At 72.0% G+C, this 20346-nt stretch carries 24 protein-coding genes; 11 read left to right on the forward strand and 13 right to left on the reverse strand.

What is annotated here, in order from left to right:
* Positions 1–19: 19 nt before the first annotated feature.
* The 3 genes from AB0C27_RS13815 to AB0C27_RS13825 form a co-directional block, all read right to left on the reverse strand.
* Positions 20–952 carry a sulfotransferase domain-containing protein gene (locus tag AB0C27_RS13815; protein WP_357842700.1) on the reverse strand — a complete coding sequence of 311 codons (933 nt, stop codon included), beginning with the start codon at positions 950–952 and terminating at the stop codon, positions 20–22.
* Positions 953–1131: 179 nt separating this feature from the next.
* The gene (locus AB0C27_RS13820) at positions 1132–2304 is read right to left on the reverse strand and encodes a hypothetical protein (RefSeq protein WP_357842703.1); all 1173 of its coding nucleotides are present in this window, start codon (positions 2302–2304) and stop codon (positions 1132–1134) included.
* Positions 2301–2786, reverse strand: a complete 486-nt coding sequence (locus tag AB0C27_RS13825; RefSeq protein WP_357842706.1) for a SigE family RNA polymerase sigma factor — start codon at positions 2784–2786, stop codon at positions 2301–2303. Before AB0C27_RS13825 ends, AB0C27_RS13820 begins: the two co-directional genes overlap by 4 nt.
* 164 nt (positions 2787–2950) lie before the next feature.
* Between AB0C27_RS13825 and AB0C27_RS13830 the strand changes: the two genes are divergently transcribed.
* Positions 2951–3403, forward strand: coding sequence for an MmcQ/YjbR family DNA-binding protein (locus AB0C27_RS13830; protein WP_357842709.1), 453 nt, complete (start codon positions 2951–2953; stop codon positions 3401–3403).
* Positions 3404–3434: 31 nt separating this feature from the next.
* Here the strand turns inward: AB0C27_RS13830 and AB0C27_RS13835 are convergent, their stop codons facing one another.
* The gene (locus AB0C27_RS13835) at positions 3435–4055 is read right to left on the reverse strand and encodes an L-threonylcarbamoyladenylate synthase (protein WP_357842712.1); all 621 of its coding nucleotides are present in this window, start codon (positions 4053–4055) and stop codon (positions 3435–3437) included.
* 74 nt (positions 4056–4129) lie between these two features.
* On the reverse strand, positions 4130–5128 hold the full coding sequence (locus tag AB0C27_RS13840; protein WP_357842715.1) for a phosphotransferase: 999 nt from the start codon (positions 5126–5128) through the stop codon (positions 4130–4132).
* Between the two features lie 1236 nt (positions 5129–6364).
* On the opposite strand from AB0C27_RS13840, the gene AB0C27_RS13845 reads away from it, so the two are divergent.
* The 4 genes from AB0C27_RS13845 to AB0C27_RS13860 all read left to right on the forward strand — a co-directional run bounded on the left by AB0C27_RS13845 (position 6365) and on the right by AB0C27_RS13860 (position 9436).
* Positions 6365–7198 (forward strand): hypothetical protein, encoded by an 834-nt coding sequence (locus tag AB0C27_RS13845; RefSeq protein WP_357842719.1) that lies wholly within the window; start codon positions 6365–6367, stop codon positions 7196–7198.
* Positions 7199–7390: 192 nt separating this feature from the next.
* Positions 7391–7732, forward strand: coding sequence for a DoxX family protein (locus AB0C27_RS13850; RefSeq protein ID WP_357842722.1), 342 nt, complete (start codon positions 7391–7393; stop codon positions 7730–7732).
* Between the two features lie 76 nt (positions 7733–7808).
* Positions 7809–8330, forward strand: a complete 522-nt coding sequence (locus AB0C27_RS13855) for a SigE family RNA polymerase sigma factor (protein WP_357842725.1) — start codon at positions 7809–7811, stop codon at positions 8328–8330.
* A complete protein-coding gene (locus tag AB0C27_RS13860) occupies positions 8327–9436 on the forward strand; it encodes a hypothetical protein (protein ID WP_357842728.1) in 1110 nt (369 codons plus the stop codon). Before AB0C27_RS13855 ends, AB0C27_RS13860 begins: the two co-directional genes overlap by 4 nt.
* A gap of 45 nt (positions 9437–9481) precedes the next feature.
* Here the strand turns inward: AB0C27_RS13860 and AB0C27_RS13865 are convergent, their stop codons facing one another.
* The 3 genes from AB0C27_RS13865 to AB0C27_RS13875 form a co-directional block, all read right to left on the reverse strand.
* A complete protein-coding gene (locus tag AB0C27_RS13865; RefSeq protein ID WP_357842731.1) occupies positions 9482–10336 on the reverse strand; it encodes an aldo/keto reductase in 855 nt (284 codons plus the stop codon).
* A 72-nt stretch (positions 10337–10408) separates the two neighbouring features.
* Positions 10409–11260, reverse strand: a complete 852-nt coding sequence (locus AB0C27_RS13870; protein ID WP_357842734.1) for an SAM-dependent methyltransferase — start codon at positions 11258–11260, stop codon at positions 10409–10411.
* Between the two features lie 61 nt (positions 11261–11321).
* Positions 11322–11843 (reverse strand): AAA family ATPase, encoded by a 522-nt coding sequence (locus AB0C27_RS13875; RefSeq protein WP_357842738.1) that lies wholly within the window; start codon positions 11841–11843, stop codon positions 11322–11324.
* 46 nt (positions 11844–11889) lie between these two features.
* On the opposite strand from AB0C27_RS13875, the gene AB0C27_RS13880 reads away from it, so the two are divergent.
* Together AB0C27_RS13880 and AB0C27_RS13885 are read left to right on the forward strand one after the other, a co-directional pair.
* The gene (locus tag AB0C27_RS13880; protein WP_357842741.1) at positions 11890–12459 is read left to right on the forward strand and encodes a TetR/AcrR family transcriptional regulator; all 570 of its coding nucleotides are present in this window, start codon (positions 11890–11892) and stop codon (positions 12457–12459) included.
* Between the two features lies 1 nt (position 12460).
* Positions 12461–12847 carry a tautomerase family protein gene (locus AB0C27_RS13885; RefSeq protein WP_357842744.1) on the forward strand — a complete coding sequence of 129 codons (387 nt, stop codon included), beginning with the start codon at positions 12461–12463 and terminating at the stop codon, positions 12845–12847.
* 49 nt (positions 12848–12896) lie between these two features.
* On the opposite strand, the gene AB0C27_RS13890 is transcribed toward AB0C27_RS13885, so the two are convergent.
* Both AB0C27_RS13890 and AB0C27_RS13895 read right to left on the reverse strand, forming a co-directional pair.
* Positions 12897–13322 carry a DUF6010 family protein gene (locus AB0C27_RS13890; RefSeq protein WP_357842747.1) on the reverse strand — a complete coding sequence of 142 codons (426 nt, stop codon included), beginning with the start codon at positions 13320–13322 and terminating at the stop codon, positions 12897–12899.
* Positions 13323–13459: 137 nt separating this feature from the next.
* Positions 13460–14266, reverse strand: a complete 807-nt coding sequence (locus AB0C27_RS13895) for a hypothetical protein (protein WP_357842749.1) — start codon at positions 14264–14266, stop codon at positions 13460–13462.
* A gap of 403 nt (positions 14267–14669) precedes the next feature.
* On the opposite strand from AB0C27_RS13895, the gene AB0C27_RS13900 reads away from it, so the two are divergent.
* Positions 14670–15269 (forward strand): TetR family transcriptional regulator, encoded by a 600-nt coding sequence (locus AB0C27_RS13900; protein WP_357842752.1) that lies wholly within the window; start codon positions 14670–14672, stop codon positions 15267–15269.
* A gap of 60 nt (positions 15270–15329) precedes the next feature.
* Here the strand turns inward: AB0C27_RS13900 and AB0C27_RS13905 are convergent, their stop codons facing one another.
* Positions 15330–15827: an FBP domain-containing protein gene (locus AB0C27_RS13905; protein WP_357842755.1), complete on the reverse strand. Its 498-nt coding sequence runs from the start codon at positions 15825–15827 to the stop codon at positions 15330–15332.
* Positions 15828–15899: 72 nt separating this feature from the next.
* Here AB0C27_RS13905 and AB0C27_RS13910 point away from each other — a divergent pair, with 72 nt between their 5' ends.
* Positions 15900–16481, forward strand: a complete 582-nt coding sequence (locus AB0C27_RS13910; protein WP_357842757.1) for a WHG domain-containing protein — start codon at positions 15900–15902, stop codon at positions 16479–16481.
* Here the strand turns inward: AB0C27_RS13910 and AB0C27_RS13915 are convergent.
* Complete coding sequence (locus AB0C27_RS13915) at positions 16478–17332, reverse strand: alpha/beta hydrolase (protein WP_357842759.1); 855 nt, start codon at positions 17330–17332, stop codon at positions 16478–16480. The two genes, AB0C27_RS13910 and AB0C27_RS13915, sit on opposite strands and share 4 nt — an antisense overlap.
* A gap of 161 nt (positions 17333–17493) precedes the next feature.
* Between AB0C27_RS13915 and AB0C27_RS13920 the strand changes: the two genes are divergently transcribed.
* Together AB0C27_RS13920 and AB0C27_RS13925 are read left to right on the forward strand one after the other, a co-directional pair.
* A complete protein-coding gene (locus AB0C27_RS13920) occupies positions 17494–17982 on the forward strand; it encodes a GNAT family N-acetyltransferase (RefSeq protein ID WP_357842762.1) in 489 nt (162 codons plus the stop codon).
* 96 nt (positions 17983–18078) lie between these two features.
* Positions 18079–19344, forward strand: coding sequence for a cytochrome P450 (locus AB0C27_RS13925; protein ID WP_357842766.1), 1266 nt, complete (start codon positions 18079–18081; stop codon positions 19342–19344).
* Here the strand turns inward: AB0C27_RS13925 and AB0C27_RS13930 are convergent.
* The gene (locus AB0C27_RS13930) at positions 19329–20246 is read right to left on the reverse strand and encodes an RNA polymerase sigma-70 factor (protein WP_357842769.1); all 918 of its coding nucleotides are present in this window, start codon (positions 20244–20246) and stop codon (positions 19329–19331) included. The genes AB0C27_RS13925 and AB0C27_RS13930 overlap by 16 nt on opposite strands.
* Positions 20247–20346: the final 100 nt, after the last annotated feature.

A 20346-nucleotide genomic window follows, 5' to 3' on the forward strand; every position in this document is an offset into this window, starting at 1 on the left:
GTACAGGGTGGTCACGTGGTCAGCCCGTCCCGTGGTGGAGCCATTCGAGCAGGTCCGGTTCGGCCAGGCCGGCCACCCTGCGGTCGTAGTGCGCCCGATCCTCGGCGATGAGGAACTGCTGCCATTCGCCGGACTTTCCGCTGCGGAAAAAGCGTTTGCGGTCGCGGATGTAACCCAGTTGCTCGTCGGGCGCGAGTTCGTCCGCGCGATTTCGCATCTGCTGGAACGTGGCGGCCTCGACGAGCTCGGGCCACCTGCTCTCGTCGATCTCGATGCCGAGCCGCCCGGCCAGCCGCCGCATCTCGCCGGCCAGGTCGCGGGACAGGTCGGCGTAGTGCAGCAGGACGACGTTCGGTTCCGTACGCCGGACCCAGGCCCGGCTCTGCGTCCAGATCAGCGCGCGCAGCGAGTCGAGGTTGACGTGCGGCGGGTCGTCGTTGTCCACCCACCGCATCAGGTACGTGCGTTCGTCGAGGAGGTCTCGGTCGTCATGGCCGTCCACCGGGGCGTCGGCCGCACCGCCGCCGGGGTGGGCGGCCTGGTGGATCAGCCGGCGGATCACGTCGCGTTTGAGGTTCTTGCCATGGCTGCGCAGGGAGATGGCGACGTCGCGCGGGTCGCGTCCCACCGTGATGTAGGTGACCTGGGGATCGATGGGGATGCCGTCGAGCGGGATGTGGGTCTTGATGAAACGGCGGTGCCGCTGCGCGGACAGGTGGTCCCAGACCTCCTGTTTCGGGCGTACGAGCATGTCGATCCACGGTGAGAGGCTCGACAGCGGGGCGGGCAACCGGGGTGACTGGAAGATGAGGAGTGCACAGATCGTCTGGGTCCAGGTGGTGCCGCACTTCGCCGGAGAATTGATGACGATGTCGCCGGGACGGAATTCGAAACCGTCCCACCTGGAGCTGTCCTCCATTGGAGTGAGGTAACGAGCCAGTTGTGTCGTCACGAAAGCGAGTTTAAACACAGTATGCGAGTTGCGGAAGATGCATTAATACCGGTATTTATTGCGAATCGACGCCATCGCCCGGTTTGCGGGTGACGAATAATTGAATTGACGGCATGCGCCATTCCCGAGGCGCTGATTCCGCACCCCGGGCCGCCGTCGCCGGGCCGATCATCGGCCGCTCATCCGCTGCGCAGGGAGTAGGCGGTCACCTCCTTGGGCAGCTCAGCGAGGCGTGACAGCGCTCCGGTCCCGATGTTCCAGCCGAGCAGCCTGTCCCTGCTTTCGACGATCACCGTGTCGGGGCCGTACCAGCCGCGTACCGCGCAGCCGCTCTTCCCGCAGCGCGCGCCGGGCGGATCGCCCCAGGGCAGGAGCAACGTCCTGACCACCCGTCCGGTGGCGGTGTCGGCCACGACGACCACGTCCGCCCGGCCCCGACGGTCGTCGTGCGCGGGCGCGGACCTGGCCACGAGGCCGTCGCGCTGCCACCCGTGGTCGCCGGGGCCGCGCACGGGCATCCGGCCCTGGCCGGTGATGCCTCCCACGTCCAGCCGCAGCTCCCGGTCACCCTGCCGGATGAGCGTCCTGCGGCCCGTGCCGGGCGAGACGATCCTGAGGTCGCCGTAGCCCGCGGCGCTCGCGAACCCCTTGAACGGCTGTCGCGTGGCCGCCCCCGTGGCCAGGTCGATCAGGTAGTTGGCCGCCGCCTGCTCGACGAGCAGCTGATCACCGCGCCACAGCACCACCTGGTTGAACCCCGGCACCCGGTAACGCCTGGCCTGGCCGACCACCAGGTCGACGACCACCACCGCGTCCTTCTGCGGGAAGGCGGCCATCGTCCCGTCGGGGGCGAGCGAGTTGGGGACCAGCGGCGGGCTGGGGGAGCCGGTCGCGTCCACGGCCTGGTCCAGCTGCACGTCCAGGGAGACGCGGCCGTCGGCCTTCAACGCGTAGATCCGCCCGTCGCCGTACTCGGCCAGCGCCAGGACGGCCCCGGAGACCGAGGTCATGACGGGGACGCCGGCCCACCTCTCCGGCAGCGCGGTCGCCAGCACGGGCAGCGCCGCCTCGCCGCCGGGCGGCGGCGCGACGTCCACGGCGGGAGCGAACGGCGTCGTGACCGCGGGCGAGCCGTCGGGGTGAACGGCGACGCCGCGCTCGACCGGTTCCGGCGTCATGACGATCCCGGCCACGACGACCGCGGCGACCGTCGCCACCGCCGCGGCCGCCGTCAACCGGCGGCGGGCACGGCTCCGCGTGCCCTGCCGCCACAACTCTCCCGCGCTGGACGAACCCTCCGGCAGGGTCTCGGCGAGCTCGCCGAACAGCTCCCGCAACCTCTGGTCCGTCATATCAGCACCTCCTCCAGCTCGGGAGCGACCTCGCGCAACCGCTTCAGCGCCGCGTGCGTCTGGCTCTTCACCGTCCCGGGGGAGACCCGCAGGATCGCGGCGACCTCCCCGACGGGCAGGTCCTCGTAGAAGCGCAGCACGAGCACCGCGCGCTGCTTCACCGGCAGTTTGGCCAGCGCGCGCGCGAAGACCAGCTTCAGGTCCGACTCCTCGGAGGTGTCCTGGTCCAGTTGTTCCGGCGGCTCCTCGTAGACGAACTCCCGCCGCCTGCGCCGTCTGGACGCGACGTCCCGGTACAAGGTGGTACGTACGTAGTTGACCGGATCGGTGTGCACCTTCGTCCAGCGGCGCGCCAGTTTGATCAGGGCTTCCTGGAGCACGTCCTCGGCCAGATGCCTGTCACCGCTGATGAGGATGGCCGCACGCAGCAGCCTCGGGTGCCAGGCGGCGACGAAGGCCTCGAACGCCTCGGAATCCCTCATGTAGACAAGACGCCCTGGAGGGTCCGAACGGTTGGGGCCTGCCCCGAAATCCAGCGAATCCAGCGAATCCGGCGTCACCGAGGGAACTCTGTCATGTCACCGGGGCCCGCCCGCGGGCCCTGAACGCCTGGGACACGGAACCCGCCGCCGCCTACGCTGGGACCATGACCGAGACCGACGACGGAGACCGGCCCGCCCGCGTCGAGGACGTGCACGAGCTGGCCCTGTCCATGCCGCACGTGACCGTCTGGCCCGGGACCGGCGACAACCCGATCTACCAGGTGGGCGGCAAGTCGTTCGTCTTCTTCCGCAACCCGCGCCCGGACGCGGTGGACCCGGACACCGGGGAGCGGTACCCGGACGTGATCGTCTTCTGGGTCGAGTCGGAGGCGGACAAACTGGCACTGGTCCAGGACGAGACGTCGCCGTTCTTCACCACCCCGCACTTCAACGGGCACGCGTCGGTGCTGCTGCGGGCCGCCAGGATCGGTGAGCTCACCCGCGCGGAGCTGGCCGAGGTGGTCCAGGACGCGTGGCTGTCACGGGCGTCGGCCCGCCGGGCGGCCGACTGGCTCCGCGCCCACCCGCCGTCCACCGCCACGCCACGTCGCACGTGATGACGGCGGATCACCCGACGCCGACCACTCGTCACTCGAACAGGGACGGATCTCCCGTACCCCGGCGCAGGATCTCCGGCTCGTCCTGCGACAGATCGACGACCGTCGTCGGGGTCGCGCCGCACTCGCCGGCGTCGATGACGGCGTCCAGCGCGTGATCCAGCGTCTCCTTGATCTCCCACCCCTGCGTCATGGGCTCGCTCTCGTCGGGCAGCAGCAGGGTGCTCGACAGCAGCGGCTCGCCCAGCTCGGCCAGCAGCGCCTGCGTCACGACGTGATCGGGGATCCGCACGCCGACCGTCTTCTTCCTGGGGTGCAGCAGGCGCCGGGGCACCTCCTTGGTCGCGGGCAGGATGAACGTGTAACCGCCCGGGGTCGCCGCCTTGACCAGGCGGAACACCGCATTGCTCACATGGACGAACTGCCCGAACTGCGCGAAGTCCCGGCATACCAGGGTGAAGTGATGGTCGTCGCTCAGGCGGCGGATCTCCCTGATCCGGTCGATGCCCTCCTTGTTGCCCAGCCGGCACCCGAGGGCGTAGGACGAGTCCGTCGGGTAGGCGATCAGCCCGTCGCCGCGCAACAGCTCGACGACCTGGCCGATCAGGCGAGGCTGGGGATTGTCCGGATGCAGATCGATGTACTTGGCCACACCTCGGATCTTAGAAGCGAACCCGCCGTGGCCGGACCCGCGGCTCGCACCGTACGGGCCGGGCGGACGTTTCGTCAGCGGGGAACGCCCGCGGCCACCCACCGCCTGATCTCCTCGGCGGCCCGGTCGGCGACCGGATGCCCGGCGGGCCGGGTGACGAGATCGGTGAGGGCGAACATGTCGAGCACGCGGCCCAGATGGGCCCAGTCGTCGTCAGGCGGCAGGTCGGAGGGCAGATGCGCGGCGAACCCCGCCCGGAAGCCCTCGGTGAAGCCGGCCGGGTAGTCGGCTCCGAACCGCAACATGTTGGCCGCGTCGCCGTACGGGCAGCCCGCGTAGGCGAACTCCCAGTCGAGCACGGCGTCCACCCGCCAGCCGTCCGCCGCCCGCGTGACCAGGAGATTCTTGGGGTTGATGTCGGCGTGCACGAGCCTGGCCCGCTCGTCCACGCCGGCGAGCGCCGGGGCGTGCGCCGCGCACAACTGCGCCCACGCCGCCCGTACCGCCGGATCGAGGCGGGAGGGCGGCACCTTGCTCATGCTGCTCTCGGCGAACGCGGGCAACTGCTCGGACCAGGGCGGGCCGGCGGCGACCGCGAGATCGGGACCCCCGAAGAACCCCGGCCGATCGAACCGCGCGACCCCGATCCTCGCCACCACCCGCCCCACCTCGACCCCCAACGCCCGCAACTCATCCGCGGCGGTGGCGAGGCCGGGATCCAGGGCGGCCCCAGGTCCAGGCCCGGGGGCGGAGCCGACCGGCACGATCTCGGGGTCGGACAGCACGATGTCGAGCGGCGTGCCCGCCACATGCTCCAGCACCATGGCCGGACGCCCGCCCGCCACGGACGGCAGGACGAGCAGCACCTCAGGCACCGGCACGTGACGACGGCCCAGCTCCATGACCGCGGCCTCCACGACGGGGTCGGGCCCGCCCAGCCGGGCGACCACGGCGCCTCCGCCGGCCAGCTCCAGCAGGCTCGTCTCGTGCGAGAACCCACCGGCCAGCGTCCTGGCCGCGACCACCTCGACGCCCAGCGCCGCCGCGATCGCCTTCGTCTCCTCCACCCGCATCCGTCGTAGTCTGGCACGTACGCCCACCCGGATCACCCGACGCCACCTGCCCCACCCCGGCCGTGCGCCGGCCCCTGCGACCGGCCGATTCTCCCGTCCGTGCTGACCAAGGCATGGGTGAGGGCTTACAACAATCGGTCGAGGAGGCTGGGAAGGGCCGCTCCGTGAGAAGATCAAGCTCATGACTGAACTGCCTGGCTCAGGCTGCCGCGACCCCCGCAGCCGCCCGATGGACACCGACACCTCCGCGACGTCCATGACGCGGCAGGTCAGGCCGGTGAGGGCGGGTACGGTCGAGTGCTGAGCATGCCCCGAACCCATGACGCCTCCACTCCCGGCACCGAGCCGGAGGAAGCACTCACCATGGCAGGCGGGCCGATCAAGAAGCGAAAGCAGACCTCGACGCAGGCGCCCGGACTCGCACCGGCCGGGCAGCCGGCCGAGCTGGGTCTGGCGGGGCAGGCGGCTGGGCGTGGCCCGGCCGGGCAAGTGGCTGGGCTTGGCCAGGTGGCGCACGTGGCCGAGCTTGAGCAGGCAGAGCAGGTGGCCGGGTTCGGCTCGGCTGGGCAAGTGACCGGACTCGGCCGAGCAGAGCAAGTGGCCGGGCCGGAGGAGGCCGGGTTTGGGCCGGCCGGACCGGCGGTGGCCGGGTGGAAGGCGGCAGGGCGGACGATGACCGGTGACGAGATCGCGGGCCATGAAGCGGGACAAACGGGCGCGGATGAGCCCGGCTCCGGCGACCACAACCCCGAGCCCGGTGGACGCAGGCCCGGGTTCGGCGGGTACAGGCCCGAGTGGAACAGCTACGGGACCGAGCCCGGCGAGGTCGGGCCGGAGCGCGGCGTGACCGCGCCGGGGCTGGACGTGACCGCCTCTGGGCTCGGCGTGACCGCGTCCAGGCTCAACGCGGCCGGGCTCGGTGCAACCGGCGCCGGTGCTGCCGCACTCGACGCATCCGGGCCTGATGCGTCCGGCCGCGGTCCTGCTCGGCCCGGTGTGGTTGGGCTCGGTGCGGCAGGGCCCGGCGCGTCCCCATCCAATACGCCCGATCTCGGTGCGTCTTGGCCTGGCACGTCCGGAGCCGGTACGTCTGGGCAAGGCACGTCCGGGTTCGGTGCGTTCGGTCATGGTGCGACCGGGATGGGCGGGCCGGGGGCGGCCGGTCAGGCGCGAGGCGTCGGCTTAGAGGACGTCGAGGGGCTGCGACCCCGCCGGACACCCGGCGACGGAGGCCAGGTGCCGGGCGCCGATGTCGATCTGGTGGACGGGCTGCCCCCGGAGACCCGCCGCACCGCCATCGCCTGGCTGAGCGAGAACGTCTCCATCGCCGCGCGGCAGACGCGACTGCAGGTGCTGGCCTCGTTCCTGCGCTGGCTGGGGGCCGCCGAGCCGGACGTCGAAGCGGCGGAGGTCACCACCGCCCACCTGGACGCCTACTGCGAGGCCGCGCTCGCCGGCAGCCTCACCGTCGGCGTGCGCCACCCGGGCCGGCCCCTCGCCCGCGCGACCGTGGCCAGGAAGCGGGCCGTGCTGTCGTCGTTCTACACCTTCGCCTGGCGGACCGGCGCCGCGCGACACGAATGGCCCCCGCGAACGGACGCGAGCCGCGACCCCCGCCTGCTGAGCAAGGACGACCGGCGGCGGCTGCGCGAGGGCGCCGCCCGCCTGGCAGCCGGCGGCCGCACCGCCGAGGCCGTCGCCGTCGCGCTGCTCGCCGCCACCGGCGCGAGCGCCGACGCCCTGGCCGGGCTGACCCTGCAAGACCTGCGGGCGGTCGTGTCCGGGGAGCCCGCCATCGTGACCATGCACGACGCGCGGGGCGACCTCGTCGCCTTCCCGGTCCCGACGCCGGCCCGCCCCCTGCTGTGCGACCTGTCGTCCGACCGGACGGCGGGGGAGCCCCTGCTCACGCGCGCCGACGGCCGGCCGGTGGATGTGCGCTGGCTCAGGAACGCCCTCACCGACGCCGCCCTCGCCGGCGGCATCCCCCGGCGACGCGCCGAACTGCTCGACCCCCACATGCTCCGCGCCACCACGGTGACCGAGTACCTACGCGACCGCGCGACCTGAGAAGGCGGGGCACCAAAACGCCCCGCCCCTCGGCTCCCGGATCCCCGGCGGGCGGATCCCTGGATCGGGGATATCCGCGCGAGGGGGTGTCACACTCGTGCCCCGGCCCGGGTCAAGGCAGTGAATGCATCTGAATCGGCCGCTCCGGGGCACCACGCCCGGGGCCGGCGGCCGTTCGTGAAGGAGCGTCTGATGTTCACTGCCGTCGTCACCGTCCTGACCGCCCTCTGGGTGGGTTTCTCCGCACTGTCCATCTTCATCCGCGCCAAGTGGGTCGTGGAGCCGCTGACCGAGTACGGCGTCGCCCGCAGGTGGTGGCCCTGGCTGGGCACGGCCAAGGCCGCGGGGGCCGCCGGGCTGCTGGCGGGGCTGGTCGTGCCCGTCGTCGGGGTCATGGCCGGGATCGGGCTGGTGCTGTACTTCACCGGGGCCGTGATCACCGTGCTCAGGGCGCGCTCGTACGCCCACGTCCCGTACCCGCTGCTGTATCTCGCGCCGGTGGTGGCCGTGCTGGCGCTGGGCCCGATCGCCTGAAGCCGTACGGGAATCTGGACGATCACTACAACCTTTCGCCCGCCCCCGGCGTAGGGAACGGGCGAGAGGAGTCGAATTGAACGATCACGACGGCTTCCGCGAGTTCGTGCTCGTCCGCCAGCAAGCGCTGATGCGGACGGCGTACCTGCTCACGGGAGACGCGCACCTCGCCGAGGACCTGCTGCAGAGCGTGCTGGTCAAGATGCTCGGGCAGTGGGCCAAGCTGTCCAAGGGCGGCGGCGACCCGGTGGCGTACACACGTAAGGCGCTGGTGAACCAGTACATCTCGTGGCGGCGCCGCCCCCGCGTCGAGCTGCCGAGCGCCGCCGTGCCCGAGCACGGCGTCTCGAGCGACGAGAGGACGCTGGACCGGATCGTGTTGCGCCAGGCGCTGGCCCGGCTGGCACCCAAGCAGCGGGCCGTGATCGTGCTGCGCTTCTGGGAGGACCTGACCGAGGCGCAGGCGGCCGAGGTGCTCGGGTGCTCCGTCGGCAACGTCAAGAGCCAGACCCATCACGCGCTGGCCCGGCTGCGGACGATCGCCCCCGAGCTGGCGCACCTGCTGTCCGAGCCCGAGATCGAGGAGGTGGCCCGGTGACGAGGCTGCGCGAGGCGCTGGGCGACATCGCCGCCGACGCCCCCATGGTGAACCTGGCCGACCTGGCGATCGCCGGGCACCGCCGCAGGAGGATGCGGACGGCGCTGGCCATCACGTCCGTGGCGGCGCTCGCGGTGGCGGGCGCGACGAGCGTCGCCCTGGTGATGCCGTGGCACCGGCTGGCCGCCGACGCCACGCCGCAGAACGCCGTGGAGGTGCCCGAACTGCCCGAGGGCAAGGTGGGGACGGTCAGCCACGCGTACCGGACGGCGTGCACGGCCGGCCAGGCCCCCCGGACGATCGACTGCAGCCCCGCCGAGTGGCGGGTGGTCACCGCCGGCGGCACGACGTACCGGATGCCGCAGGCGCTTGCCTTCACCGCGGCGCACGATCGCGTCCCCCTCGCGCTCAGCCGCGACGGCCGCAAGCTCGCCTACTACAGCGACGAGGCGGCGGTCTTCGTGGTGCGCGACCTGATGACCGGGCGCGAGGTGACCTCGCCGATCAAGTTCCGGCAGGAGGAGATCAAGGCCGGCGCCATCCTCGTGCTCTCCGACGACGGCCGCCACCTGGCCTTCGACCCGCTGATCGGGAAGAAGCGCCCCACGACGCTGATCGATCTGCGCACCGGCGAGGCGAAGCGGCTGAACAGCCGGTACGAGCCGATCAGCATCAAGGAGGGGGTCGTCGAACTGGTCCGTTACGTCAAGACCGACCTGTGGCGGATGCCCGTCGAAGGCGGTGGGAAGCCGGTGCGGTTCAAGGGGGCCTGGATCGGCTTCAGCGAGCTGCACCAGGACGGCCGCACGGTGGTCGCGATCGACCACGCGGACTACCGGAAGGGGGCGCACACCACGTTCGGCGTGCTCGACGCGGAGACCGGACGGATCGTACGGAAGGTGCGGATGACCGGCGTGCCGGCGAAGACGGGGATCGACGGGCTGTCCGTGTGGCGGAGCGAGAAGGTCGTCACGGTGTCGACGTCCGTCAAGTCGAGCCGGCGCCTCTACGCGGTGGACGTCACCACCGGCAAGGCCACGCTGCTGGCCGACCTCGGCACCAAGGCCCGGGAGCTGGTTCTCCCGGGAGGCGCCTCGGGGAAGTAGCCGGAACGCGGCGCCCCCTCAGGGCCGGGGGCGCCGGTGCCGAGGTCAGCCCAGGCGGGCGAGCTCCTCCGCGCTCAGCTCCAAGGCGGCGGCGCCGGCGGAGTCGACGATGGTCTCCGGCCGGCTGGCGCCCGGGATCGGGATGACGACCGGGCTGCGGGCCAGCTCCCAGGCCAGGCAGACCTGCTGCGGGGACACACCGTGCGCCTGCGCGATCTCGGTGAAGGCGGCGTTGCGCTCGCGCAGCTCGCCGGTGCGGCCGATGCCGCCGAGCGGCGACCAGGGCAGGAAGGCCAGGCCGAGCTCCTCGCACACGTCGATCTCGGGCTCACTGGTACGGAAGCGCGGCGAGTACTCGTTCTGGACGCTCACCAGGCGCTCGCCGAGGATGTCGTGGGCGAGCCTGATCTGCGCCGGGTCGGCGTTCGAGATGCCGGCCATCCGGATCTTGCCGGCGTCGTGCAGCTCCTTCAACGCGCCGATGGTCTCCTCGTACGGCACCTTCGGGTCGGGCCGGTGGTGCTGGTAGAGCCCGATGCTGTCCACGCCCAGGGCCTTCAGCGACCGGTCGCAAGCCTCCCGCAGGTACGACGGGCTCCCGTCCCTGTCCCAGCCGTCCGGCGTACGGGTGTGGCCGCCCTTGGTGGCGACGAGCACGGAGCCGGTGTCACCGTCCCAGCGCGCCAGTGCCTTGGCCACCAGGCGCTCGTTGTGGCCGACGTCCTCGTGGGAGGGCGTGTAGGCGTCGGCCGTGTCGATCAAGGTGATGCCGGCGTCCAAGGCGGCGAGGATCGTCCGGATCGACTGCTCCTCGTCCGGCATGTGACCGGCCACCGACATGGGCATGGCCCCGAGCCCGATGGCGCTGACCTGGAGGTTTCCGATGGCACGCGTTCGCATGGCGTTCTGCATGAGGACAGCCTGTCTGCTGGAGTGCACTCCAGGTCAAACAGGCCACCCGCGTGTCGCGCGTCAGCGCCGGCGGCCGACCCCCGCCAGGACGCCGCCCTTGGCCAGCCCGGGCGCCGGGTAGGTCTCGTCGTCGCGCCACTCCTGAACCGGTACGATCCCCGGCTCCAGCAGCTCAAGCCCGGCGAAGTAGCCGCGCATGGTCTCCCGGTCGCGCCAGGTGATCGTCCCCGCGGCCGAGCGCCGGTAGACACCCCTGGCCTCGTCCATCTTGTCGGCCCGTCCCTCCTCGGGCTCGACGTAGCTGTGGGAGATCACCAGATGGCCGCCGGGCACCAGGGCCTCGCGCAGGGTGGCGACGATCGCGGCCACCTCGTCGTCGGCGGGGAAGAAGTGGAAGACGGCCGCCACGATGATCGCGACCGGCTGGGAGAGGTCGAGGTGGGCGGCGGCGGCCTTCAGGATGGCGTCGGGCCGGTGCAGGTCGCCCTCGATCACGGCGGTGTGAGGGTTGTCGGCGAGCAGGGCCTGGGCGTGGACGAGCACGATCGGGTCGTTGTCGACGTAGACGACCTTCGAGCCGGGCGCCTCCCGCTGGACCACCTGGTGCACGTTGTCCTGCGTGGGCAGGCCCGTGCCGATGTCGAGGAACTGCCTTACGCCTGAGCCGGCGATGTGGCGTACGGCGCGGACGAGGAAGCCGCGGTTGGCCAGGGCCATCTCCCGTACGTCGGCGCCGCTCTCGCGGGCGATGGCGACGATCTGCTCCGCCGCCACGCGGTCGGCGTGGAAGTTGTCCTTGCCGCCCAGGTAGTAGTCGTACATGCGCGCGACGCTGGGAACCGTCGGATCGACCCCTTGGGGAGCCCGTTCGTCCGGTAAGCCCTGCGCGTCGCGATCGTGATCTCCGGCCATGGTCCCGCCCTTCCTCGCCCTGATCGGATCATACGAGACGAACGGCCAGTTGTGATCTTCGTCACCCGGCCTCTTCGCGAACCCAGGCGAGAACCCGCTCCGCCACCCCGGCGGCCGGCTCGCCGCCGCCCGTGCCGAAGATCTTGGGGATCAGCTCGCGCCCCTCGGCGGCGTCCGCCAGCGCGCCGCCGATCCACTCGGCGGGACCGCCGCGCGCCCGCAGCCTGCGTACCCGCTCGTCGTCCGGGCAGTCCAGCAGCGCCCAGCGGGCCGGCTCCGCCCACCGCGCTCCCGGCGCGAGCTCACCGGGGTCGGGCACCGGGCACAGCAGCAGGACCGGATGGCCGGCGCGGCGCACCATGGTGACGATCCGCCCCCACATCCGGTCGTACGCCGGCCACACGGGCGCCGCGTCCGGCGTCGCGATGGGCACGCCGACCAGCCGGCCGTCCTCCAGCAGCTCGTCCATGTCCATGACGACGATCCCGCCCGCCCGCTCGACCAGATGGGGGAGCAGGGTCGTCTTGCCCGCGCCCGGCGCGCCCGCCAGCAGGTACGGCGGGGCCATCGCGTGATCTTCCACCTGGTGGATGGTAGCGAACGAGACTGTACCTACTAGTATGTACGGCATGGACACGAGGGAACGGCTCATCCAGAGCACCCGTGAGCTGCTGTGGGAGCGCGGTTACGTGGGCACGAGCCCGAAGGCGATCCAGGCGCGGGCCGGCGCCGGCCAGGGCAGCATGTACCACCACTTCCGCGGCAAGCCGGACCTGGCCCGGGCCGCGATCGACCGCAGCGCCACGGAGCTGAGGGACAGGGCGCAGGCCGCGTTCACCGGCCCCGGCACCGCCCTGGAGCAGGTCGCCGCCTACCTGCGCCGCGAACGCGACGCGCTCAAGGGCTGCCCCGTCGGCCGCCTCACCCAGGACCCCGACGTGATGAAGGACCCGGAGCTGCGCGAGCCGATCGAGCGCACGTTCTCCTGGCTCACCGGCCGGCTGACGGAGTTGCTGACGCGCGCCCGCGACGACGGAGACCTCGCCGCAGGCCTCGACCCCACGGCCACGGCCGCGGCGCTGGTCGCGGTGGTGCAGGGCGGCTACGTGCTGGCCCGCGCCACCGGCTCGGCCGGCGCCTACGCCCAGGCCGTCGAGGGCGCCCTCGCCCTGCTCGCCGTCCGTCCAGGAGAGGACTGACATGCCCTTCGTCCGCATCGACGCGCTCAGGGCCGGCCCCGACCGGCTCGACGCGCTCGGCCGCGCCGTGCACGACGCCATGGCCGAGACCATCGGCATCCCGTACGACGACCGCTTCCAGGTCCTGACCAGCCACGACGGCACCACCGGCACGCTGCGCTACGACGGCTTCCCCGGCATCAGCCGCGATGACGACCTCGTGTTCGTGGCGATCACGTTCCGCTCAGGGCGCACCCCCGCGCAGAAGAGGGCGCTCTACCGGCGCATCGCCGAACTCGCCCACGAGTACGCCGGCACCGAGCCGCGGAACGTGTTCGTCACGCTGACCGAGAACGAGTCGATCGACTGGTCGTTCGGGAACGGGATCGCGCAGTACGCCCCGGACTGACGGGCCTTTCCGCTCATTCCGTCATTACGGCTACAGGGTCCGCCGGGCGTCACTCCTGTACGGGCCCGCCCAGCGCGGGATCGCGGCGGAACCGGGCCCGGACCAGGCCGACGACGGAGGGCCCGCCCGCGAAGCACCACAGCGCGATCACCGGGTCACAGATGGCGCAGCCGAACGACGACAGCTCGGCGAAGGGCAGCAGCGGGGTGCCGTTCAGATGGTGGATCACGTCCCACGCGGTGTGCAGCAGCCAGCCGACGCCGATCCAGGTCCAGCTCTCCAGCCCCCGGTAGGCGACGTAACTCATCACGACCGGCAGCACGAACTCCCACGGTCCGAGCCCGCCTCCGCTCAGATAGGCGGCGCCCGCCCCGGCCACCACGACGGCGTTGAGCGGGCGCCGGTGCCGCTCGGGGACCAGGGAGATCAGGGTGACGGCGACGACGCCGATGAGGATCGGCATGACGATGGACATGGGACGTGATCATCCGTTTCTGGGGTGGTCGCGGCGGGTGCGCAGGCAACGCTAGGCCGCCCGGCACCCTCGCCCCAGTGGGCCGATCGACAACTTCCCACGGGATATCGCCAGTCGCCGCCCGCTCACTGGGCCGTTCAGGAGCCCGGTGTCTCGGTCGGCGTCTCTGTGGGGGTTTCCGTCGGGGTTTCCGTGGGGGTCTCGGTCGGGGTTTCCGTCGGGACCTCGGTCGGCGGGTCGGTCGGGGGCGGTGTCGCGGTGTCCGACGGGATCGGCGTGGCGGTCGACGTCGGCGTCGGGCAGGGAGTCGGCGTCTGCCACGTCGGCACGACGCCTCTCCACCACTGCTTGGCCCGCTTCCACTCGCGGTTGTTCCACGGGTGCAGCCGGACGGGCCGCGACAGGTCGAGGACGTTCAGCGCCCTGGCCGTCGTGCCGTCCGTGGTGGCCGTCACCGACACCCAGCCGCCCTGCTCGATCTGGGCCTCCCGGTCACGGAAGCGCACCGGCCGGCGGGTGGACTCGTCGATCGTGTACGTCTGCTCGAACCCGTCCTGGCTGCGTACCGTGATGGAGTCCGTCGCGAGGGCGGACACCTGCCCCGTCTGGGCGAGCACCGTGACGGTGCCGCACCCGTCCTTGGTCGGGACCACGAACTCGCCGTGCATCGCGCCCAGGAAGCTCCAGGGGTTGATCGACGGCACCTCGGTCGCGGTGGGCGTCGGAGTCGGGGTCTCGGTCGGTACGGGGGTTTCCGTCGGGGTCTCGGTCGGAGTTTCTGTGGGGGACTCGGTGATCGTCGGGGTCGGGGCCGGCGGCGTCAGGGTGGCCGCCGAGGCCGTCACGGTCACACCGAGCCCGCCGGCCGTGACGATCGCGACGGCGGCGACCTTGAGCAACTGCCTGGAGACCCGCCGCTGCGGGCGCGGTCGGTCGAACCTCATACGCGTCCTCCATGTGGATCGGAGTCATCTGGCCCTCCACCCGGCGAACCGGCGCATGGCGACGACCGCCACGGCGCTCTGCCGTGACGTGGAGGGAGGGGCTGAACTCGCGTCATTTGTCGAAGGCGAACAGGCCGGACTACGGCGCCGGCACCACCACAAACGGGTACGGATGCCGGACGCGAACGCTAGCTCTGGTTGGACGTTCGGGCGGACTCAGTAGGTTCCGCCGTTTTCTCCGCAGTAGTCCGATTAATGGGTACGCCACCGTTCCGGACAGCCGGCATCCAGGGCCAGGAAGGGATGACGTCGAACGGACGGAGTGAGTGTTCACTCCGAATTGATGGGGCGCGCCGGCCGATAAAGTTGCCAGTGGCTCACCCGCGAGGAAGGAAGGCGTGTCATGCCGACTGGAGTGGCCATGCGCGACGCGCGCCGGCAGCTGTTCGACGCCGCCGAACGGGTGCTGCTCCGCGCCGGCCCCCAGGCCCTGACCAGCCGCGCCGTCACCACCGAGGCGGGCTGCGCCAAGGGGGTGCTGCACCGGCACTTCGCCGACTTCGACGAGTTCCTGGCCGAGCTGGTCCGCGAGCGCATCGCCGGGGTCGAGCGGCAGGCGGCCGTCCTGCGCGCCGCCGCGGGCACCGGCACCGTGACCGGCAACCTCGCGGGCGCGCTCACCGAGTTGTTCGGCTCGGTCGCGGTGGCCGTCGTCGGTCTGCTCGTCTTCCGCGACGATCTGCGTGCGCTGCTCCGTGTCACCGCGCCCGCGGGCGTTCCGATCCTCACCGAGGCCACCGGCATGATCGCGGTCTATCTGGCCGAGGAGCGCGCCATGGGCCGCATCGCCGCGGACGCCGACGTCGACACCCTCGCGCTCATGCTGATCGGGTCCGGGCACCTGCTGTTCGCCGGGCGGGAGGGCGGCCCGCCGGGCGAGGCCGAGGTCGAGCGGCTCGTGTCCACGGCCCTCGCCGACGTCCTCCAGCGCCGCCTGCTGTAACGGCCCTGCAGGGCCGCCTGCGGGCGATGCCGTCTTCCGCGCCGCGCCGTCCTCAAAGCCTCAGGCGGTGATCTTGGCGAGGAAGGCGTCCAGGTTGGCGTGCAGGCGGGCGATCTTGCCCTCCAGCGGCAGCGTCTCCTCCAGGTCGCCCCCGGACATCGACTCCTTCCTGCCCCGCAGGTACAACGAGCAGTCCAGGTCGTTGCAGAGATACTGCCCGACGGTGTTGCCCAGCCGGCCCGCCTCGCCGGTGCGGCGCGCCGTCATCAGCGCCACGCCGCCGCCGGTCCGCGTGGTCAGGCAGAGCGAGCACATGCTGCGCGAGGTGAAGCCGCGCCCGCCGCCGGACGTCACCCGCAACGCGATCCCGGTCAGCCGCCCGTCACGTTCGACGACCAGGTAGGTGCGCTCCGGCGCGCCTGGATCGCGCCAGCCCAGGAAGTCGAGGTCGTCCCACGGCTGGTCGCCGAGGTCCTTGGGCAGGCCGAGCCGCTTGGCCTCACCCTTGGAGCAGTTGACGAAGGACGCGCGGATGTCACGCTCGGTGATGGCTCTCATGAGTGGCGAGGCTAGACAAGCTCAAACTATTATGCAAATGCATAAATGGTTTAGGTTTCTGGGAGGACGTCCATGGCACGTGCGGGGGTGACCGTCGACCGCCTCACCGAGGTGGCGGCGGACCTGGCCGACGAGCTCGGCTTCGACAACGTGACGATCACGGCGCTGGCGCGCAGCTTCGGGGTCAAGGAGGGCAGCCTCTACTCCCACATCAAGAACATGCGCGACCTGCGGATCAAGGTGGCGCTGTTCGCCCTGGCGGAGCTGGCCGACGAGGTGAGCGACGCGCTGGCCGGGCGTGCGGGCAAGGACGCGCTGGTGGCCTTCGCCAACGCCTACCGCGACTACTCCAGGCGGCATCCGGGACGCTACGCCGCCACCCGCTTCCCGCTCGACCCGGAGACCGCGGCGGCCAGCGCGGGCGTCCGGCACGCCGAGATGACGCGCGCCATCCTGCGCGGCTACCGGGTGCCCGAGGCGGACCAGATCGACGCGATCCGGCTGCTCGGCAGCACCTTCCACGGGTTCGTGAGCCTGGAGGCGGCCCAGTCCTTCAGCCATTCGAGCGGGGTGCGCGACACGGACAGCTCGTGGTCCGCGATCCTCGACGTCCTCCACTTCGCCCTGTCCAACTGGCCGGGCGAAGCCTCCTAGCGGGCGCCCGCGAGCTCGTGGCGGCGGGCTGTACGCGTGATCGCGGCGACGTAGTCGGGCCACAGCCGGCGCTCCAGCCAGTGGCCCATGCCGGGATAGACGTGCAGCTCAGAGCTGGGGATCGCCTCGGCCATGTCCGAGGAGGCGTGCCAGTGCAGCAGCGGGTCGTCGCGTCCGTGCACCAGTACCGTGGGCGCCTCGACCGCGCGCAGCCGTTCGAGCCGCTCGGGGGCGCGCACCAGCGCCGCCCACTGGCGGGCCATGCCGTCGGGGGCGTAACAGCGGTCGTACGCCTCGGCGGCGCGGTCGCGGGCCCACTCCACCTCGGATTCAGGATGGTCGGGCCGGGCCTCCCGGTGGGCGGCCGCCGCGTACGCGATGACCTCGTCGCGGCCGTACCTGGGCTGCACCATCAGGCGTTCGGGGTGCTCGCCGTGCAGCACGTACCTCGGCGACTGTCCCGGGATCGAGTAGAACAGCGCCAGGCCGCGTACGCGCCGCGGGTGCTCGATCGCCAGCATCTGTGCGATCATCCCGCCCATCGACCGGCCCGCCACGTGGGCGCTCTCCAGGCCCAGCGCGTCGAGCACCCTGACCACGTCGTCCGCCATGTCCGACAGCCCGTAACCGCCGTCGAGGTCCTCGGGGCCGCCGAACTTCTGCGACAGCCCGACGTCGCGGTTGTCCAGCCGGATGAGGTGGAGCCCGGCGTCGGCGAGGAGCGCGCAGAACTCCTCGTGCCAGCCGATGAGCTGCCCGCCGAAGCCCTCGATCAGCACCAGCGGCCTGCCGGACGGGTCTCCGGCCGTCTCGTAGTAGATCTCGACGTCCGACGCGCTGGTGAAGGGCATGTGCGGCTCTCCCGGGGGTGTCGCGGGGGGATGCTCAGAGGCTACGGAGACCGGACGAGGGCGGCAATGTGCCAGCAACCCAGAGAATCCCGCCGTACTGTGCCGGCAGCCCAGCGGATAACCTGTCGCGGGTGTGTCTTCGTCGCCCGTACGATGACCGGATGGTGATCAGAGAGGCCACCGAGGAGGACTGGGCGGCCGTGTGGCCGTTCTTCCGCAAGATCGTCGCCGCCGGCGAGACGTTCACCTATCCCGTCGACATGGGCGCCGACCAGGCTCATGACTGGTGGATGCTGCCGGCGCCCAACCGCACGGTCGTCGCCGTGGACGACGCCGGCGAAGTGCTGGGCACGGCCAAGATGAACAACAACCAGTGGGGCAACGGCGCCCACGTCGCGAGCGCCAGTTACATGGTCGATCCGGCTCGCACCGGCCGCGGCGTCGGGCGGGCGCTGTGCGCGTACACGCTGGACTGGGCGCGGGAGCGGGGCTTTCGCGCCATGCAGTTCAACGGCGTCGTCGAGACGAACACGCACGCGGTGTTGCTCTACCGGTCGCTCGGCTTCGAGATCATCGGGACGGTGCCCGAGGGCTTCCGGCATCCGGAACGGGGATACGTGGGCCTCCACATCATGCACCGCCCGCTCTGACCCCGCCCGCCGACCGCGCTGACCTGCCGGACGGGCGGGCGGCCGAGCGGCCGGGTGGCCGCATGGACCGGACGTCGCGCGGGAATAGCCCTCCACGTGACCGCCACCCCAGCAGCGTTGTCCGTGGCCGAGGCCGGCCGCTCGCTGGCCGTCCCCGCCACCTACGCCGACGAGGACCGCCTGCACGCCGCGCTCACGCTCCTGCGCGAGCAGGCCCCCGTCCACCGCGTCGAGGCCCCCGGCTACACGCCCTTCTGGGCCGTCACCCGGCACGCCGACATCCTCGACATCGAACGCGACCACGCCCTGTGGCGCAACGCCCCGCGTCCCGTCCTGCGCACCGCCGCGCTCGACGCCGCGCTCGAAGCCCGCCGCGCCAAGGGCGGGGCCCTGGCGACCCTCGTGCACCTGGACGGCCGCCGCCACCGCGAACTGCGCGCCATCGGGGCCGACTGGTTCCGCCCCAAGGCGATGCGCGAGCTGAGAGCACGCGTACGCGAGCTGGCCGCGCGATACGTCACCGTCATGGCCGAGCACGGCGGCGCCTGCGACTTCGCCCGCGACGTCGCCGTCCACTACCCGCTCTACGTCATCCTCTCGCTGCTCGGCCTGCCCGAGTCCGACTTCCCGCGCATGCTCAGCCTGACCCAGCAGCTGTTCGGCCAGGACGACGCCGACACCGGGCGCGGCTCGGGCACGCCCGTCGACCACACCTCGGTGCTGGAGGACCTCTTCGCCTACTTCCACGACCTGACCGCCCGCCGCCGCGCCACCCCCACCGGCGACCTGGCCTCGGAGATCGCCAACGCCCGCGTGGACGGCCGCCACCTGGACGACAACACCGTCGCCTCGTACTACATCATCATCGCCACCGCCGGGCACGACACCACCAGCTCCACCATCGCCGGCGGCCTGGACGCGCTCATCCGCCACCCGGCCGAGCTGCGCCGGCTGCGTGCCGACCCCGGCCTGCTGACCTCGGCCGCCGAGGAGATGATCCGCTGGGTCAGCCCGGTCAAGTCGTTCATGCGCACGGCGTCCGCCGACACCCAGGTCCGCGGCACGCCGATCGGCGAGGGGGAGTCGGTGCTGCTGGTCTACCCGTCGGCGAACCGGGACGAAGACGTCTTTCCCCACCCGTTCCGCTTCGACGCCGGGCGCGACCCCAACCGGCACCTGGCGTTCGGCTCAGGCGTGCACTACTGCCTGGGCGCCGCGCTGGCCAGGATGGAGATCCAGGAGCTGTTCGCCGAGCTGCTGCCCCGGCTGACCCGCGTCGAGCCGGACGGTGAGCCCGCGCGGACGGCGACCACGTTCGTGGGCGGGCTCAAACGACTGCCGATCCGCTACTCGCTCTCCTGACGCCGGCCGCCGGCCACGGCGGTCAGCTTGGCCGGGTTCATCATCCACATCACCTGGTCGATGCCCCGCTCCGAGGCGCTGACCGCGATGACCGTGAACACCTCGCCGTCGCGGCTGAGCAGGGCCGCGGGCTGCCCGTTCACCGTCCCCCACGCCACCTCGACCCCCGTCCAGAAGCGCGGCGCGAACGCCTTGATGACCTTCGCCACCCGCGTCGCCCCGACCACGGGCATGCGGGTGGCACGCGCGGCGCCGCCGCCGTCGGAGTAGCTGACCACGTCCGCGGCGAAGAGCTCCTCCAGCGTGGCCAGGTCGCCGGCGCGGGCGGCGGCGACGAAGGCCGTCAGCAGCTTGCGCTGCGCGCCCGGGGTCACGGGGGCGCGGCGCTCGACGAGCACGCGCTTGCGGGCCCGGGACACGAGCTGGCGCACTGCCGGCTCGCTGAGCCCCACGATCTCGGCGATCTGCGGGTAGGGATAGTCGAACGCCTCCCGCAGCACGTACGCGGCCCGTTCCGTCGGCGAGAGCCGTTCCAGCAGCAGCAGCACCGCCAGGCTCAGCGCCTCACCGCGCTCGGCCCCCAGATAGGGGTCGGCGCCGGTGTCGACCGGCTCGGGCAGCCACGGGCCGACGTAGGTCTCGCGGCGCACGCGCGCGGACTGCAGCTCGTTGATCGCGAGGCGCGTGATCGTCGTGGCCAGGAACGCGGCCGGATTGTCCACCGTCGAACGGTCGTAGCCCTGCCAGCGCAGCCAGACGTCCTGCACCAGGTCCTCGGCCTCGCCGGCGCTGCCCAGCATCCGGTACGCGATCCCGAACAGGCGTCCGCGCACGTCCGCGAACACCTCCGCGGCCCGTTCGAGCTCCTTCGGATCGTCCGACCCGCTGTCCGTCACCGCCATCGCCCCCTGTCGCCCCCATTGTCCCCGCCGGTCCCCCGATGAGCGGTGAGGCGCGGCCGGGCGGCGAGTCCGCCCGTCCGGCGCTCTCCACCGCACGGCC

The organism is Nonomuraea sp. NPDC048882 (assembly GCF_040649755.1).
In the GTDB taxonomy this organism is placed as follows: Bacteria; Actinomycetota; Actinomycetes; order Streptosporangiales; family Streptosporangiaceae; genus Nonomuraea; species Nonomuraea maheshkhaliensis.